Origin of the sequence: Paracoccus sp. J55 (genome assembly GCF_000513975.1) — a bacterium.
Classification (GTDB): Bacteria; Pseudomonadota; Alphaproteobacteria; order Rhodobacterales; family Rhodobacteraceae; genus Paracoccus.
Genome location: NZ_AZVA01000008.1, coordinates 1 through 14,721, shown reverse-complemented (window position 1 = coordinate 14,721; position 14,721 = coordinate 1). Strand labels below are relative to the sequence as shown.

Annotated in this window: 19 protein-coding genes and 1 tRNA gene; 17 read left to right on the top strand and 3 right to left on the bottom strand. The window is 62.6% G+C overall.

Going from position 1 to position 14,721, the window contains the following annotated elements:
• Positions 1–27: 27 nt before the first annotated feature.
• Both glnA and PARJ55_RS0109445 read right to left on the bottom strand, forming a co-directional pair.
• The gene (gene glnA / locus PARJ55_RS0109450; RefSeq protein ID WP_028712804.1) at positions 28–1,434 is read right to left on the bottom strand and encodes a type I glutamate--ammonia ligase; all 1,407 of its coding nucleotides are present in this window, start codon (positions 1,432–1,434) and stop codon (positions 28–30) included.
• 80 nt (positions 1,435–1,514) lie between these two features.
• Positions 1,515–1,853 (bottom strand): P-II family nitrogen regulator, encoded by a 339-nt coding sequence (locus PARJ55_RS0109445; protein WP_028712803.1) that lies wholly within the window; start codon positions 1,851–1,853, stop codon positions 1,515–1,517.
• Between the two features lie 141 nt (positions 1,854–1,994).
• Here PARJ55_RS0109445 and PARJ55_RS0109440 point away from each other — a divergent pair, with 141 nt between their 5' ends.
• The 17 genes from PARJ55_RS0109440 to PARJ55_RS21820 all read left to right on the top strand — a co-directional run bounded on the left by PARJ55_RS0109440 (position 1,995) and on the right by PARJ55_RS21820 (position 14,385).
• On the top strand, positions 1,995–3,524 hold the full coding sequence (locus tag PARJ55_RS0109440) for a bifunctional ADP-dependent NAD(P)H-hydrate dehydratase/NAD(P)H-hydrate epimerase (protein ID WP_028712802.1): 1,530 nt from the start codon (positions 1,995–1,997) through the stop codon (positions 3,522–3,524).
• Between the two features lie 81 nt (positions 3,525–3,605).
• Positions 3,606–3,690: transfer RNA gene (locus PARJ55_RS0109435), tRNA-Leu, on the top strand.
• Between the two features lie 90 nt (positions 3,691–3,780).
• Complete coding sequence (locus PARJ55_RS0109430; RefSeq protein ID WP_084637816.1) at positions 3,781–5,349, top strand: tyrosine-type recombinase/integrase; 1,569 nt, start codon at positions 3,781–3,783, stop codon at positions 5,347–5,349.
• A gap of 69 nt (positions 5,350–5,418) precedes the next feature.
• Complete coding sequence (locus PARJ55_RS21825; RefSeq protein ID WP_232215687.1) at positions 5,419–6,624, top strand: phage portal protein; 1,206 nt, start codon at positions 5,419–5,421, stop codon at positions 6,622–6,624.
• Positions 6,621–6,764: a hypothetical protein gene (locus PARJ55_RS23940; RefSeq protein ID WP_156929465.1), complete on the top strand. Its 144-nt coding sequence runs from the start codon at positions 6,621–6,623 to the stop codon at positions 6,762–6,764. The genes PARJ55_RS21825 and PARJ55_RS23940 overlap by 4 nt, the downstream gene beginning before the upstream one ends.
• Positions 6,761–7,081 (top strand): gene transfer agent family protein, encoded by a 321-nt coding sequence (locus tag PARJ55_RS0109415; RefSeq protein ID WP_028712800.1) that lies wholly within the window; start codon positions 6,761–6,763, stop codon positions 7,079–7,081. The genes PARJ55_RS23940 and PARJ55_RS0109415 overlap by 4 nt, the downstream gene beginning before the upstream one ends.
• The gene (locus PARJ55_RS23935; RefSeq protein WP_156929464.1) at positions 7,074–7,217 is read left to right on the top strand and encodes a hypothetical protein; all 144 of its coding nucleotides are present in this window, start codon (positions 7,074–7,076) and stop codon (positions 7,215–7,217) included. Before PARJ55_RS0109415 ends, PARJ55_RS23935 begins: the two co-directional genes overlap by 8 nt.
• Positions 7,210–8,754, top strand: coding sequence for a phage major capsid protein (locus PARJ55_RS0109405; protein WP_028712799.1), 1,545 nt, complete (start codon positions 7,210–7,212; stop codon positions 8,752–8,754). Before PARJ55_RS23935 ends, PARJ55_RS0109405 begins: the two co-directional genes overlap by 8 nt.
• Positions 8,755–8,885: 131 nt before the next feature.
• On the top strand, positions 8,886–9,368 hold the full coding sequence (locus PARJ55_RS0109400; RefSeq protein WP_036713993.1) for a phage tail assembly chaperone: 483 nt from the start codon (positions 8,886–8,888) through the stop codon (positions 9,366–9,368).
• Positions 9,369–9,555: 187 nt separating this feature from the next.
• A complete protein-coding gene (locus tag PARJ55_RS24530) occupies positions 9,556–9,705 on the top strand; it encodes an HNH endonuclease signature motif containing protein (protein WP_232215691.1) in 150 nt (49 codons plus the stop codon).
• A gap of 118 nt (positions 9,706–9,823) precedes the next feature.
• Positions 9,824–10,720 carry an FRG domain-containing protein gene (locus PARJ55_RS23300; protein ID WP_084637815.1) on the top strand — a complete coding sequence of 299 codons (897 nt, stop codon included), beginning with the start codon at positions 9,824–9,826 and terminating at the stop codon, positions 10,718–10,720.
• A 146-nt stretch (positions 10,721–10,866) separates the two neighbouring features.
• Positions 10,867–11,184, top strand: coding sequence for a head-tail connector protein (locus tag PARJ55_RS0109385; RefSeq protein ID WP_084637814.1), 318 nt, complete (start codon positions 10,867–10,869; stop codon positions 11,182–11,184).
• The gene (locus PARJ55_RS0109380) at positions 11,177–11,632 is read left to right on the top strand and encodes an HK97-gp10 family putative phage morphogenesis protein (protein ID WP_028712795.1); all 456 of its coding nucleotides are present in this window, start codon (positions 11,177–11,179) and stop codon (positions 11,630–11,632) included. Before PARJ55_RS0109385 ends, PARJ55_RS0109380 begins: the two co-directional genes overlap by 8 nt.
• An 8-nt stretch (positions 11,633–11,640) precedes the next feature.
• Positions 11,641–12,048, top strand: a complete 408-nt coding sequence (locus PARJ55_RS0109375; protein WP_051416223.1) for a DUF3168 domain-containing protein — start codon at positions 11,641–11,643, stop codon at positions 12,046–12,048.
• On the top strand, positions 12,048–12,362 hold the full coding sequence (locus PARJ55_RS0109370; protein ID WP_028712793.1) for a head-tail adaptor protein: 315 nt from the start codon (positions 12,048–12,050) through the stop codon (positions 12,360–12,362). Before PARJ55_RS0109375 ends, PARJ55_RS0109370 begins: the two co-directional genes overlap by 1 nt.
• Positions 12,359–12,754 carry a P27 family phage terminase small subunit gene (locus PARJ55_RS0109365; RefSeq protein WP_028712792.1) on the top strand — a complete coding sequence of 132 codons (396 nt, stop codon included), beginning with the start codon at positions 12,359–12,361 and terminating at the stop codon, positions 12,752–12,754. Before PARJ55_RS0109370 ends, PARJ55_RS0109365 begins: the two co-directional genes overlap by 4 nt.
• The gene (locus tag PARJ55_RS21820) at positions 12,754–14,385 is read left to right on the top strand and encodes a terminase large subunit (RefSeq protein WP_051416222.1); all 1,632 of its coding nucleotides are present in this window, start codon (positions 12,754–12,756) and stop codon (positions 14,383–14,385) included. Before PARJ55_RS0109365 ends, PARJ55_RS21820 begins: the two co-directional genes overlap by 1 nt.
• A 55-nt stretch (positions 14,386–14,440) precedes the next feature.
• On the opposite strand, the gene PARJ55_RS0109355 is transcribed toward PARJ55_RS21820, so the two are convergent.
• Positions 14,441–14,721 (bottom strand): IS5/IS1182 family transposase (locus tag PARJ55_RS0109355; RefSeq protein WP_028712791.1); only part of this gene is annotated, 281 nt, incomplete at its 5' end.

The following is a 14,721-nucleotide window of genomic DNA, read 5'->3' as shown; positions in this document are numbered from 1 at the left end:
CGGCCTTTCCATCGCTGTCCCTGCCGTTCAGCAGCTGTAATACATCGCGTATTCGATGGGATGCGGGGTATGCTCGTAGGCATAGACCTCTTCCCATTTCAGCTTGATGTAGCCTTCCAGCTGGTCGCGGGTGAAGACGTCGCCGGCCAGCAGGAAGTCCATGTCCTTCTCCAGCTCCTCCAGCGCCTCGCGCAGGCTGCCGCAGACGGTTGGGATCTCGGCCAGCTCTTCGGGCGGCAGATCATACAGGTCCTTGTCCGAGGCCGGGCCCGGGTCGATCTTGTTCTTGATGCCGTCAAGGCCGGCCATCAGCAGCGCCGCGAAGGCCAGGTAGGGGTTCGCGGCCGGATCGGGGAAGCGGGCCTCGACGCGCTTGGCCTTCGGCGATTCGGTCCACGGGATGCGCACGCAGCCCGAGCGGTTGCGGGCCGAATAGGCGCGCAGCACCGGGGCCTCGAAACCGGGGATCAGCCGCTTGTAGCTGTTGGTCGCCGGGTTGGTCAGCGCGTTCAGCGCCTTGGCATGCTTGAGAATGCCGCCGATGAACCACAGTGCCTCCTGCGACAGGTCGGCATATTTGTCGCCGGCGAAGAGCGGCTTGCCGTCCTTCCAGATCGACATGTTCACGTGCATCCCCGAGCCGTTGTCGCCCTTCATCGGCTTCGGCATGAAGGTCGCGGTCTTGCCATAGGCGGCGGCGACGTTGTGGATGACGTATTTGTATTTCTGGATGTTGTCGGCCTGCTCGGTCAGCCCGCCGAAGATCATGCCAAGCTCGTGCTGGGCGGTGGCGACCTCGTGATGGTGCTTGTCGACCTTGATGCCCATGCGCTTCATGGTGGACAGCATCTCGCCGCGGATGTCCTGGGCCGCATCGACCGGGTTCACCGGGAAATAGCCGCCCTTGTGGGCCGCGCGATGCGCGAGGTTGCCGTCCTCGTAGACGGTGTCGGTGTTCCAGGCGGCATCGACCGAGTCGATCTCGAAGGCGACCTTCTGGGGCGTCACCGAATAGCGCACGTCGTCGAACAGGAAGAACTCGGCCTCGGGGCCGAAATAGGCCGCATCGCCGATGCCCGAGGATTTCAGATAGGCTTCGGCCTTCACCGCGGTGCCGCGCGGGTCGCGGGCATAGGGCTCGCCCGTGTCGGGCTCGACGACGTTGCAATGCACGCAGAGGGTCTTTTCGGCATAGAACGGGTCGATATAGGCCGAGGACGCGTCCGGCATCAGCTTCATGTCGGACTGGTCGATGGATTTCCAGCCGGCGATCGAGGAGCCGTCGAACATGAAGCCTTCCTCGAAGAAGTCCTCGTCCACCAGATCGGCGACCAGCGTCACGTGCTGCAGCTTGCCCTTGGGATCGGTGAAGCGGACGTCGACATATTCGACCTCCTCCGTCTTCATCAGATCCAGAACGTCCTTGACTGTCATTGGGGTCCTTCCTCCATCAGTCTGCCCGGCGCCGCCGCCGGGCATGGGTCATCGGTTGGGTTTGTGGCGCGGGAAGCGGCTCAGACCGCGTCGTCGCCGGTCTCGCCGGTGCGGATGCGGATGGCCTGTTCGACGGGCAGGATGAAGATCTTGCCGTCGCCGATCTTCTCGGTGCGCGCGGCCGAGATGATGGCGTCGACGGCGGCTTCGACCAGATCGTCGGGCAGCACCATCTCGATCTTCACCTTGGGCAGGAAGTCGACCACATATTCCGCGCCGCGATACAGCTCGGTATGGCCCTTCTGCCGGCCGAAGCCCTTGACCTCGGTGACCGAAAGGCCCTGCACGCCGACTTCCTGAAGGGCCTCTTTCACATCGTCCAGTTTGAAGGGCTTGATGACGGCTTCGACTTTCTTCATCGCCTGATCCTTCTCTCGCGACTTGCCTGCGCCCTGATTGGCGGGTTTGATGATGCGCGTCCATGCGGCTTGATGGGGAAAGCGGCATGCAGACAGCGAATCCGGGGCATGTGCCCCAATATTGTGCAGGTTGCCTGAATTATGTGCGATGAGATGGCCCGGCGGGCCGAGATCCTGACGACTCGAGAGATGCGTGCGGTCGAGGGCGCCGCCATCGCCAGTGGCAGCGTCACCGGATCGGCGCTGATGGAGCGGGCGGGGGCGGGCGTCGTGCGCGAGATGCTGGCGCTGTGGCCGGAATGCGAGCGGCCGGGGCGGGCGGTGATTCTGTGCGGGCCGGGCAACAATGGCGGCGACGGCTATGTGGTGGCGCGGCTGCTGGCCGAGCGCGGCTGGCAGCTGCGGCTGGCGGCGCTGGCACCGCCCGCGACCCCGGATGCGCAGCTGGCCGCGGCCTGCTGGCCGGGCGAGGTGGCGGCGCTGTCCGATCTCGGCCCCGAGGATTTCCCGCCCGGTGCCCTCTGCATCGACGCGCTGTTCGGCACCGGGCTGGTGCGGCCGCTGGCACCCGGGCTCGCGGCGCCCCTGCGGCTGGCGGCGGCGCGGGGCTGCCGCATCGTCGCGGTGGACATCCTCAGCGGGCTCTGCGCCGATAGCGGCCGGGTGCTGGGTGGGCTGGACCTGCCCGGGGCGGCGCTGACCGTCAGCTTCCAGCGCGCCAAGCTGGGCCATGTGCTGGCGCAGGGCGGAACGCTCAGCGGCGCGCTGCGCATCGTCGATATCGGCCTCGACGGCTGGATGGCGGCGGCGGGTGCGCCGGCGCGGCTGGCGGGGCCCGTGCCGGCCCTGGCCAAGCGCGCCGGCCACAAATACGACCACGGCCATGCGCTGGTCCTGGGCGGCGGGCCGGGCTGCGGCGGCGCGGCGCGGCTGACGGCGCGGGCGGCGCTGCGGGTCGGCGCCGGGCTGGTGACGCTGCTCTGCCCGCCCGAGGCGCTGGCCGAGAATGCCGCGCGGCTGGATGCGGTGATGCTGCGCCCCGTCGCCGACCGGGCCGGGCTGCAGCGATTGCTGGAGGACCGCCGCTTGAACGCGCTGGGCCTCGGCCCCGGGCTCGGGCTCGACCGGGCGCGCGATCTGGTGCCGGCCGTGCTGGCCTCGGGGCGGGCGGCGCTGCTTGATGCCGATGCGCTGACCGCCTTTGCCGATGCGCCCGAGGCGCTGCTGGACGCGCTGCATCCGCGGGCGGTGCTGACCCCGCATGGTGGCGAGTTCGCCCGGCTGTTTCCCGATCTGGCGCAGCGGCTCGAAGCCCCGGCCGAGACCGGGCCGGCCTTCTCGCGCCTGGATGCGGCGCGGCTGGCGGCCGAGCGCGCCGGTTGCGTGGTGCTGCTGAAGGGGCCGGACACGGTGATCGCCGCCCCGGGCGGAGAGGCGCGCATCGCCGCCGCCGTGGGCGAGGCGGCTGCGCCCTGGCTGGCGACGGCCGGATCGGGCGACGTGCTGTCGGGCATGATCACCGGGCTGCTGGCGCGCGGCTTCGCACCGCTGGAGGCCGCCGCCGCCGGCGTCTGGCTGCATGCCGAGGCGGCGCGCGATTTCGGCCCCGGCCTGATCGCCGAGGACCTGCCCGAGCGGATTCCGGCGGTGCTGCGCGGCTTGGGCTGCTGAACTTTCCGCTCGCAAGCCGGTGAGGGCTTTGCTAAGAGAAGCGCCGATCCGCCGCCGCCCGCCGGCCGTGCGGATCGCGATGCGGGTGTGGCGAAATTGGCAGACGCACCAGATTTAGGTTCTGGCGCCGCAAGGCGTGGGGGTTCAAGTCCCTCCACCCGCACCATCAAAAGCCCAGCAAATGCTAGAAATTCCTTGTTTTGTTAGGCTTAGTCCGTTCTACTGTTACAAAGCATGTTACAAAACGGACCCTGCCATGGCTGGCGCACAACGATACCTTTTGAACCGATCCGGCAGATTCTTCGCGCGGCTGGTGGTGCCGAAAGACCTTCGACCCATCGTCGGCAAGACCGAACTGCGGGCACCCCTCGGGCCGGATCGCAGAACCGCAATGAAGCTATTGCCGGGCGCGGTGGCGCAGCTACAGCACCAGATCGCCCAGGCGGAACGAAGGGCAACACCAGCTAACAGCACTGCCGCCCCAGCGCGCTATCCGCTGGCCCCGGATCAGATCGCGCTATCGCACTACCAGCAACGGATCGCCTTTGATGAGCAACTGCGGAATGACTCGCGTTATGCCAACTTCGGATATGTGGATGATCTATATGTCGCGGAACTGCGCGCCGGCATCGCGGGACGCCTCGACGACACCCGCCTGCAAGCGCTGATCGGTGAGCATGTCGAACGCTTCCGCCGCCTTGGTAATTTAGACGCTGCGCCCGGCTCGGATGAATGGCGCGGGATCGCCCGTGCGATTTGCGCTGCCGAGTTGGAGGCGCTGGCGCGCATGGTGGAGCGCGACGAGGGCGACTTTACGGGCCAGCCCTCTACGCCCCTGCTGGTCAACGCCAAGCCGCCCGAGGACGAATCAGAGCCGGTGAGCCTTGCGAAGCTCTGGAATGACTATGTGAAAGCCCGCACCATCGCGGGCTTTATGAAGGACGGCGGGCGGCGGCAACGCCCGGTGATCGAGAGCTTGCGAAAATTCCTCGGACATAGCGATGCCCGCAAGGTAACGCGCAAAGACCTTATGTCATGGCGCGACGACCTCTTGAACAGGATCAGCGCAAAGACCGTTGCGGGCATCTATCTTTCGACTATTCGGACCCTATGGGCTTGGGCTGTCGAGAACGACCGCCTGTCCGAGAATGTTGCCGAGAACGTCAAGCAGGCGAAGCCCAAGCGCCAGCGCAGCCGCGATCCGGGGTATTCGGACAAAGAGGCGCTGGCGATCTTGAACGCATCGCGCGTTTATCAGCCGACACCCGATCCGTTCGGCCATATCCGCGAACATGCAACCACCATCGCGGCTAAGCGATGGGCACCCATTTTGTGCGCGTTTAGTGGCGCGAGGATTAGCGAAATCCTGCAACTGCGGAAGGCCGATGTTTTCCAAGAGGGCGACCGCTGGGTGATGCGGATAAGCCCCGATGCCGGCACGGTGAAGGCGGGTGACTTCCGAGATGTGCCCATTCATCAGCAGATTTTGGCCTTGGGTTTCCTCGACCATGTGAAGGCTGCCAAGGATGGCCCGCTATTCAATTCCTCGACCGATCCGGCGAAATCGGCCCGTTCGGCACAACGGCAATCCGAGCGCCTAGCGGCTTGGCTCCATGAGCAAGAGCTTGTCCCCGAGGGGCTGCAACCCAACCACGCTTGGCGGCACCGGCTGAAAACCCAAGCGCGTGATCTTGGGCTTGATATGCGGATTGTGAACGCCATTCAGGGGCATTCGGATAAGGATATGTCGGATGGGTATGGGACTGTCAGTCTCACCGCCAAGGCTCGCGTGATCGACGCATTGCCGGACTATAACTTGAAATGAGATAATGGCGCACTTGCAATAACTAAAATTTATGATACGTTATAACGTATCAAGTTTGCGAGTGTCACGTTGTCGAGTATTACCAAGCGCCTTGCCCGCGAGACCGGGCAAGGCGTCACCGAACAAAAAGCCTTCACCCTGACCAGCCCCGAGGCGCGCAGCCTGTTTGCGGATATGCCGGTGCGATCCGGCGTTACCGTCACCAGCGCCACCGCCCTGCGCGTTCCTGCCGTTGCTGCTGCTGTCGGGCTTATCTCGGAAGCCTGCGGAAATCTGCCGTTCAAGCTGCATGACCGCGACACGCGCAAGGCGCAGAAGGATCATGCCGCTTATGAACTGATCCACGGCGAGGCGAACCCATGGACCAGCGCCGAGGAGCTGCGCGAACAGCTTACCCGCGATGCGCTGCTAACCGGCCATGGCTTTGCGCAGGTGGTGCGCAACGGCATCGGCCAGCCCCTCGAACTGCACCGGATGGACCCCGGCGCGGTATCGGTCGAAACCGACGATTACGGCGAACCCTCTTACCGCATCCGCCTGAAAGGTGGCGGCGATACCGTGCTGCCCTATACCGAGGTGCTGCATATCAGCACCTTGGACGGCGTTTCCCCGATCACCCATGCCAAGGAAGCCATCGGCCTTGCGCTGGCAGCGGAACAGCACCTTGCGGATTGGTTTGGCAACGCTGGCCGTCCCTCGGGCTATCTCTCGACCGAGCAAGACCTAAAACCCGAGGCATCCACCAAGATCGTCACCGGCTGGGCGCAGGTCAAAGCCGGCTCTGCCGCGATCCTTGAAGGCGGCATGAAGTATTATCCGCTCGCCACCACCAACACGGATGCGGAATTTTACAATAACCGGATTGAGCAAATCCGCGAGATTGCCCGCGCCTTCCGCATCCCGCCGACCATGCTTTTTGAACTGTCGCGCGGAACTTGGTCCAATACGGAACAGATGGGCCAGCAATTCCTGACCCTGACCCTGCGCCCGTGGCTGAAACGCTGGGCATCCGCTTATGCCCGCGTCCTGCTGCCCCCCGAGGATCGCAAGGCCCTGTATATCGAGGCCGAAACCAAAGACCTGCTGGCGGTGGACTTCGCGGTGCAGGCCACCGCCTATTCGCAATACGTCGCCATGCGCGCCATGGCCCCGAATGAGGTCCGCGCCGGCCTGAATCTGCCGCCCATGGAAGGCGGCGATGAGCTTGCCAATCCCTTCACCACATCGGGCGGCACAACCGTCCGGGCACCCCAAACCGATGAGACGGAAGAATGAAGCCTGACCAAAAGAAAGCGTTCCTCGAACTGCTGACCGAGGACAAGGATACCTTTGACCGCGTTATCAGCCTTGTTCGCTCCAAGGTGATCGCGCCGCGTGAGGTCCGCGCCCTGTTCAATCTGGACGGTGACGCATGATCGCCGCAACCGCTTTCTTTGGCGACAAGGAGCGCCTTTTCACCCTATCCGACGACATGGTGACGGAACTGGAAGCCAAGACCGAAACCGGCATTGGCGTCCTGTATCAGCGCCTCTTGGGCCACGCCTTCAAGCTGGCCGATCTGTCCGAGGTTATCCGCCTTGGCCTGATCGGCGGCGGCACCAGCCCCGAGGAAGCCGACCGGCTGGTCGGCACCTACGCCCGCAATCGCCCGGTTGCCGAGGTGCTACCGCTCGCCACCGTCATCCTGGCCGCCCGCTGGCTGGGTGCTGATGAGGTGCAGGCGGATGGCTGATCGGATCACCGTCACGATTGATGCCGACCGGCTGGTGAAAGACGCCATCGCCATGTGCGGTGACGATCTGGACGCCATCGCCGCCTTTATTGCTGCCGAGATTCCTAATCGTATGCAGGTGATCGAAAATGACTGACCGGATCGAGGTAAAGGCCCAGCTTACCGCCACCGAGGCCGGCGAGATTACCGGGATCGCGTGGCCGTTTGGCACCCCGGATCGCGTTGGCGACGTGATCGAGAAAGGCGCATTCGACCAGCCCGAGGCGCTGCCTATGCTGTTCGCCCATGACCAAGGGCAGGTTATCGGTGTTTGGGATTCCATCACCGAGACGCCCGAGGGCTTGAACGTCAAGGGCCGGTTGCTGGTGGATGATGTGGAGCGCGCCCGCGAGGTCCGCGCCATGATCCGGGCCGGTGCCGTCTCTGGCCTGTCCATTGGTTTTGTTACCAAGAACGCCACCCGCCACGCCAAGGGCCGCACTATCAAGGCTCTGGCCCTGCACGAAATTTCAGTTGTCGCGGTCCCGTGCCACCCGGACGCGCGCATTCAGTCTGTCAAAGGTGGCACCCCGCATCCCGTTAATGAGGAAATCGTTATGGATAACGAAGAACAGGCCCAAGAGGTCAAAGCGCAAACCCCGGCCAACGATGCCGCCCAGATCGACACCAAGGCGCTGAATGCCGTGCTGTCGCGGCTGGACAAGCTGGAAGCCAAGGCGAACCGCCCCGGCGCACCGGCCATCGCCACCGGCAAAGCCGATACCGAGAAAAAGGCTTTCGTGGACTTCATCCGCACGGGTGATGCCTCGGAACTGAAAGCTCTTGCCGTCAGCGCGCCCTCGACCGGCGGCATTCTGGCCCCGGACTCGACCAGCACCACCATTCTGGAAAAGGTGGTGGAGATGTCGCCGATCCGCCAGCTTGCGACCGTCATTCAGATGAGCGGCCCGTCGCTGAAGGTGCCCCGGCTGGTGGATAGCGTGGAGCCGCAAATCGTGGCCGAGACCGGCACCAAGCCCGACGACGAACCCAGCTTTGAAGAAATCACGCTGGAACCGTTCCTTGCCGGTGTCAGCGTTCCCATGACGCTTTCGCTGCTGGAAGATTCGCACGTCAACCTTGACGCATTCGTCACCGGCCATATTGCCAAGCAATTCGCGCTGAAGGAATCGCAATGGTTCGTCAACGGCGACGGCACCACCGCGCCGGAAGGCGTCATGTCGGCATCGGCGGGTATCGAGGAACTGGACGGCACCGCCGCGACCGTGCAGCCCAATGACCTTGTGCGCATGTTCTATGAACTGCCCCAGGAACATGCCGCCAACGGCGCATGGCTCATGAACCCGCAAACCATCGCCGCAATCCGTATGCTGGCGAACCAGACCGGCGATTATCTCTGGCAGGAAGGGCTTGCCAGCGGCCAGCCCGCCACGCTGCTGGGCCGCCCGGTCTATGCTTCGCGCGACATGCCCGAGGTTGCGCCGGATAGCACCCCGGTTCTGTTCGGTGACTTCGCTTTCGGCTACACGATTGCCGACCGCGTGGGGCTGGAACTGATCCGCGACGGCATCACGGGCGCAAAGACGGATATTTTCCGCATCACCGCCCGCCGCCGCGTGGGTGCGCGCGTCACCATGCCCTCGGCCTTCATCAAGCTGCGCACCGCCAGCTAATGCAAATTTGTCCCGCATATGAAACGACCCTGCGCCACGGCAACCAAGCCGTGACGCTAAGGGCGTCCCTGCGGGCTGCTGTCGCCTTGGACAACCTTCCGGGCGGCATCCCCGGCGCATGGGATTCCGTCATGCGCCAGACCTATACCGGAATCCGTGCGGTGTTGCTCGCCACCGCCACGGATCGGGCCGCAGCCGGTTTCCTGTTGACGGCTGCGGCCCAAGAGCCGCTTGCGCCTTTTCTCAGTCAGGCGCAGGCGGCTTGCCATGAACTGCTGGCGAACCTGCTGCCCGAACCCGAGGAAGCGCCCGCCACCAGCACCACCGCCAAGCCCATCACCCTGCGCGAGTATCTGACCGAGCTTTTCAAATTCGGGACTACGATTCTCGAATGGTCCCCGTCCGAGGTCTGGCAGGCTTCACCGGCAGAGATAGAGGCGATCCTGCGTGCCCGTCTCGAACGGCTGGAAGCCATGGAAGCCGCCAGCAATGCCGACCGCCAGCCCAAGCACCAGATGAGCCAAGACCAGCGCCAAGCTAACATAGAGGCCGGCCTTGATCCTGACTTTGACCGCCACGGGCTGCGCGCCCTGAAAGCCCGCCACGGTGCCTAAGCCGCCAAGGTTGTGCAGTTGCGGTGCCATCGTGCCGCATGGCGTTCTTTGTGCCTGCCAGCAAGCCCGCCAGCTTGAACGAAAGCGCCGATATGACCGCACCCGGCCGAACAGCCGCCAGCGCGGCTATACAAGGGAATGGGAGAAGGCACGAGCCGAGTTCCTGCGCCTTCATCCCTGCTGCGCGATGTGCGGTGCCGACGCGACCCTGGTTGATCACATCAAGCCGCATCGGGGCGACAAGGCGCTATTCTGGAACTGGAACAACTGGCAGGCGCTATGCACCCCTTGCCATAACCGCCACAAGCAACGCCAAGAACGCCAAGCCGATGTTTGAGTGCGGTCGTTTGCAAGAGCGCCTTACCACTTCCACTATCACCTCAACATTTCACTTGCCTTAATCCATAAATATCCATAGTGAAAAATGCCATGGCAATAGTATCGAGGCAACTGCGATGAAAATCAGGCCGATTGCAGAGATTAAAAGTGTGCCGGACTTTCTTGAGAATATTTTTAAACTGTCCCAAGAAGAAGGCATCAGGTGTTATCGCGGCGAGCTAAATTACGATTGGGACCTAAAGCCATCAGTTATGCGCGATTTAAAGCCGGATGCTGAGCAGAATATTATCCGCGAACTTCTCTTGGAGATGGATAACCAGTTTGATGGCGATCGATCTATGTTTAGAAAGCTTGTCCGAGCCCAGCACTATGGGCTTCCTACTCGCCTTTTAGATGTAAGCCTCAACCCCCTAGTGGCTCTATTTTTTGCATGTAATGGCGAGAAGCACATCGAAGATGATGGCGGTGTCATTATTTTAGACTTTAAAAGTGGCAGAATAAAATTTGCCGATAGTGACGCGGTCAGTATTCTTTGCAATATAGCAAACCTAACCGATGATCAGCGCAATAATATTAACAATCTTTTAGAAAAAGACTTAGGCAACAATCCTTGCGGTGCAGACGCTTTTTGCGATCACCCAGATGTTGATCGCCTGATACAGTTTATTAGAGTTGAAAAGCCTCACTTTCAGCCCAAAATAAAGCAAGTCGATCTTAAGAGATACTACTTTGTCCATCCTCATAAAAACAATGCTAGGCTTATTGCTCAATCCGGGGCGTTTGTTGTTGCCGGGCTGTTGAAGTATAAATATAACAGCAAAACGAAGAGCTTTATATTGAGAAAGATTAGAGTTCCAGCGGAGGCTAAGAAATCAATATTGAAGGACCTTGACTCTATCAACATTAACCACCGGACCTTGTTTCCTGAAATGGAAACGGCATCGAGATATATTAAAAGAAAATGGCTTAGAGAGAAGGTCGAGGATGCTGACCTCTATGATATTTTCAGTTGAATGCTCTTGGGGGGGGTAGGTCTGAACTTTCGCCCTATCTCGGGAACCGGCGGGGGGAGGCGCGCGCAAGACAGGCCGAATATAACTTTTCGTTATGATTGTGATGTGATAACGTAACCTCTAGTTATGAGTGTTGCGAGTGTCCAATGCCCCTGCCTTCCGCCCTTGTCCAGGCGCACCTGAACTTCCTGCCGGATGAAACCGCCGACGACGCGATCTTGACCCACTATGGCAATGTGGCCGAGGCGTGGGTTGCATCCTATACCGGCCTGCCTTTCGACGCTGAGAATCCGCTGATGCTGCAAGCCGCCCTGATGCTGGTGGCGCATCAGTATGAGGCCCGCGAGGCCGTCACCTTTGCCAGCGCATACCAGCTTCCTTTCGGCGTCACTGATCTGCTGTCCGGTATCAAGCGGCAGGTTGTCGGCTATGTGCCCGAGGTGGAGGACAGCACCAATGACTAAGCTGGTCACGGGTTCCGAGGAACTGGCGCGGAAGCTGGCGGCGATCAAGGATCACGTTGCCGCCGAACTGCGCGCCGAACTGGTGAAGGCCGGCCATGTCGTCGCGGATGATGCGCGTGCCCTTGCCGAATCCAGCCGGCGCACGGGCGATCTGATCGAGTCGATTCATGTCACCGGCCCCGGCGAGACGACCCCGCCCCATTCCACCGATGGCGGGCAGCGCACGGCAGGCCCGTTTGAGGTGCTGGTGACGGCGGGCGATACCGATGCCCGCCATGCGCATCTTGTCGAGGGCGGCACCGCGCCCCGGCTGCACAAGGACGGCACCACCACCGGCACCATGCCCGCTGCGCCGTTCTTCAATCCGGCGTGGCGTCTGAATCGCCGCCGCCTTGAACAGCACATCAACCGCGCCATGCGCAAAGCCTTCCGCGAGGCCAGCCAATGACGCCCGACATGGAACTGCAACGCGCGGTCAAGCTGGCGCTGGTCGCAGCGCCCGGCGTGGCTGCGCACGTCACGCCCGAGCGCATCCGGGCTGGCAATGCCCGGCCCGAGGACGCGCCGGTTATCATCATGGCCCCTGCGCAGGTGGATATTCTCGGACGCGCGTCGGGCGGGCAGGTGGTGGCCGATGTTTCCATGAAGCTGCATGTCTGGACCGCTGCCGATGCCTCGGACATTGCGCACCAGATCACCAGCGCGGCCATGCTGGCGCTGATGGATGCGCCCCGCGTGGATGGCGTGCAGGTGGATGAATGGGAGCGCCCGGCCATGACTTGGGTGCCAGATCCTGCGCCCGCACTATCCTTCGCCCATGCGGTGATTGCGTTGCGGGCAGTCCTGCGGTGGAGGGCTGGCTGATGCGCGCCGGGAAACTACAGCACCGCATTCAGATCGAGCGCGCGCATGTGCTGGTTGACGATTATGGCATCGGGCGGGAAAGCTGGCTGCCGATCCTGACCACGCGGGCCGAACTGAAAGAGGCCACTACCAGCGAATTTCTGACCGGCCCCGGCGAGATGGACAACCGCAAGGCCGTATTCCTGATCCGCTATCCGCTGGTGGAGATCACCACCGCCGACCGGCTGGTGATGGACGGCAAGGCTTACAATATCGTCGGGCTGGCCGAGATCGGGCGCAGGAAGGGCTTGGAAATCCGGGCGGTGGCGGCATGAGTCGGCACCTGCGCGGCGTGAAGCCTGCCCTTAGCCGTGATGCCGAGGCGCTGACCAAAGCCCCGCCTGCACCGGCCTATCTGTCTGCCCATGCCAAGGCCGAATGGCGGCGCGTCCTGCCGCTGCTGGTGGGACGGGGCGTCATCACCAAGGCCGATCTTACCGGCGTGGAAGCCTATTGCGTTGCTGCCGGTGCCGCCCGGCAGATCGGTGAGGCGATGGCGCTGGCCGGTGGCCTGCCCGATCTGCGGCTGGGCGGTCTGCAAATCCGCTACATGCAGACCGCCCGACAGTTTGCCGCCGAGTATGGCCTGACCCCGACCAGCCGCGCCCGCATGGGGGCTGGCGGTGATGGCGACGACGACACCAGCCCGAACCCCTTGGCGATCTGATGGCGCATAAATCCAGCTTCCCCGCATGGGTCTATGATAACAGCCCGATCCCTGACCCCCTCGGGCATGGCGAACGCGCGGTGCAATTCCTGCGCGCCCTGAGGCATATCAAAAGCACCGCACCGGGCCGCGCCTTCACCCTCTACCCGTGGCAGGAACGCATTATCCGGGCGATCTACGGGCCGCGCGATGCCGATGGCGACCGCATCGTCACGCGGGTTTTCTTCTACATTCCGCGCGGCAACCGCAAGACCACGCTATCGGCGGCGCTGGCGCTGCTGCACCTGATCGGCCCCGAAAAGGTGCCGGGCGGGGAAATCGTCTTTGCAGCCGGTGACAAGCGGCAGGCGTCCATTGCCTTCAAGGAAGCGCGCGAGATGGTCAGTCTTGATAGGCGGCTGGTGCGCGCGACCAAGGTTATCAACCAGCGCAATGCCGCGCGTGAGATTGAAAGTCTCATTCGCGGCTATGAGTCCAAGCTGGAAGTGGTTTCCTCGGATGGTTCACGCCAGAACGGCACGACGCCAAGTTTCGTCCTGGCGGATGAGATCCACGCTTGGCAGGAAGCGGCGGGCGCGGAAATGTGGGAGGTGCTGGAATCCGGTATCTCGAAAGGCCGCAATGGTCTGATGGTCACGGCGACCACCGCCGGGCGCGGTGCCACCGGCTTTGCCGCCGATCAATATGCCTATGCCCGCGCGGTGGCGACCGGGGAAATCTCGGACCCGTCCCTGCTGCCGATCATGTTCGAGATGCAGGAGGGCGACGACTGGACCGACGAAAAGGTCTGGCACCGCTGCAATCCCGGCCTTGCCGATGGTTTCCAAGACCTGAAAGACCTGCGCAACAAGGCGCGGCGGGCGCAGAGCCTGCCCGCCGCCGGTTATGCGTTCCAGCAATACCACCTGAACAAATGGCAGGGGAACAGCCGCGATCCGCTCTTTGATCTGGCGGCATATGACAAGCGCAAGCTGGACGACGACGAGGCCGACCTTGAACAGCTTCCGGCATATATCGGCGTGGACCTGTCGCAGACCGGCGACCTGTCATCCGTTTCCATCGCCTTCCGGCATGATGATGGGCAGATCACCTTGCGCAACCGCTGCTTTGTGCCTGCCGCCGATCTGAAGGCCAAGGGCGAGAAGGACCGCGCGCCATATCAGGAATGGGCCGATGCTGACCTGATCGACGTTTGCCCGGCTGGCATCATTGACGAAAAGCAGGTGGAGGACCATATCCGCGAGCTTTGCGGGCGCTATGACGTGCAAGAGATCGCGGTGGACCCGCACCTTGCCAACAAGCTGATGCAGAACCTTGCCGACGATGGTTTGCCGGTGTTCCAGCATCCGCAATCTGTCATGCAGATGAGCCGCGCCATTGGCGAACTGGTCAAGGCGGTGAATGGCGACCTGATCCGCCATGACGGTGACCCGGTGATGCGCAGCCATTTTGATAACGTGGCCGTTTCCACGAACCCGCAATCCGGGCTGGTGCGGATGCACAAACAGCGCAGCAATGGCCGCATTGACGCTGCCGTAGCCTCGGCCATGGCCGTGAGCCGGGCGCGCATCGCCCAAGAGCAAGGCGGGCTTTACGCCCGCGACTATATTCTCGGCCTGCTGGTCGCATAACGAGTAAGGATTGAACCATGGCACTTGATGAGACCGGCCTGCTGGTCAAGCTAGGTCATGTTGACAAATGGCGGAGCCAGAGCCTGATGCAGGCGACGTCGACGAAGCCAAGGAAGCTTTCGGCGGTTTTGTCGTAGCGGGTTGCAAGGCGGCGGCTATTTTTCAGCTTGTTGAAGCAGCGCTCGACCATGTTGCGCAGGGTGTAGATGGTCATGTCGACAGCCTTGCGCACCCTTCGGTTCCTTCGCATCGGTATCATGGGCAGGGCGTTGCGGCTCTCGATGTCTTCCCGAATTTTATCAGAGTCATAGCCCCTGTCGGCGACCAGAACTGCTG

Excerpts from the sequence above, each read along its gene's own strand:
- PARJ55_RS0109430 (WP_084637816.1), top strand. The coding sequence starts at position 3,781 with ATGGCTGGCGCACAACGATACCTTTTGAACCGATCCGGCAGATTCTTC.
- PARJ55_RS0109405 (WP_028712799.1), top strand. The coding sequence starts at position 7,210 with ATGACTGACCGGATCGAGGTAAAGGCCCAGCTTACCGCCACCGAGGCC.
- PARJ55_RS0109370 (WP_028712793.1), top strand. The coding sequence starts at position 12,048 with ATGCGCGCCGGGAAACTACAGCACCGCATTCAGATCGAGCGCGCGCAT.
- PARJ55_RS23300 (WP_084637815.1), top strand. The coding sequence starts at position 9,824 with ATGAAAATCAGGCCGATTGCAGAGATTAAAAGTGTGCCGGACTTTCTT.
- PARJ55_RS0109385 (WP_084637814.1), top strand. The coding sequence starts at position 10,867 with ATGCCCCTGCCTTCCGCCCTTGTCCAGGCGCACCTGAACTTCCTGCCG.
- PARJ55_RS0109365 (WP_028712792.1), top strand. The coding sequence starts at position 12,359 with ATGAGTCGGCACCTGCGCGGCGTGAAGCCTGCCCTTAGCCGTGATGCC.
- PARJ55_RS23940 (WP_156929465.1), top strand. The coding sequence starts at position 6,621 with ATGAAGCCTGACCAAAAGAAAGCGTTCCTCGAACTGCTGACCGAGGAC.
- PARJ55_RS0109445 (WP_028712803.1), bottom strand. The coding sequence starts at position 1,853 with ATGAAGAAAGTCGAAGCCGTCATCAAGCCCTTCAAACTGGACGATGTG.
- PARJ55_RS23935 (WP_156929464.1), top strand. The coding sequence starts at position 7,074 with ATGGCTGATCGGATCACCGTCACGATTGATGCCGACCGGCTGGTGAAA.
- glnA (WP_028712804.1), bottom strand. The coding sequence starts at position 1,434 with ATGACAGTCAAGGACGTTCTGGATCTGATGAAGACGGAGGAGGTCGAA.
- PARJ55_RS0109415 (WP_028712800.1), top strand. The coding sequence starts at position 6,761 with ATGATCGCCGCAACCGCTTTCTTTGGCGACAAGGAGCGCCTTTTCACC.
- PARJ55_RS0109440 (WP_028712802.1), top strand. The coding sequence starts at position 1,995 with ATGTGCGATGAGATGGCCCGGCGGGCCGAGATCCTGACGACTCGAGAG.
- PARJ55_RS0109375 (WP_051416223.1), top strand. The coding sequence starts at position 11,641 with ATGGAACTGCAACGCGCGGTCAAGCTGGCGCTGGTCGCAGCGCCCGGC.
- PARJ55_RS24530 (WP_232215691.1), top strand. The coding sequence starts at position 9,556 with ATGTGCGGTGCCGACGCGACCCTGGTTGATCACATCAAGCCGCATCGG.
- PARJ55_RS0109400 (WP_036713993.1), top strand. The coding sequence starts at position 8,886 with ATGCGCCAGACCTATACCGGAATCCGTGCGGTGTTGCTCGCCACCGCC.
- PARJ55_RS21820 (WP_051416222.1), top strand. The coding sequence starts at position 12,754 with ATGGCGCATAAATCCAGCTTCCCCGCATGGGTCTATGATAACAGCCCG.
- PARJ55_RS0109380 (WP_028712795.1), top strand. The coding sequence starts at position 11,177 with ATGACTAAGCTGGTCACGGGTTCCGAGGAACTGGCGCGGAAGCTGGCG.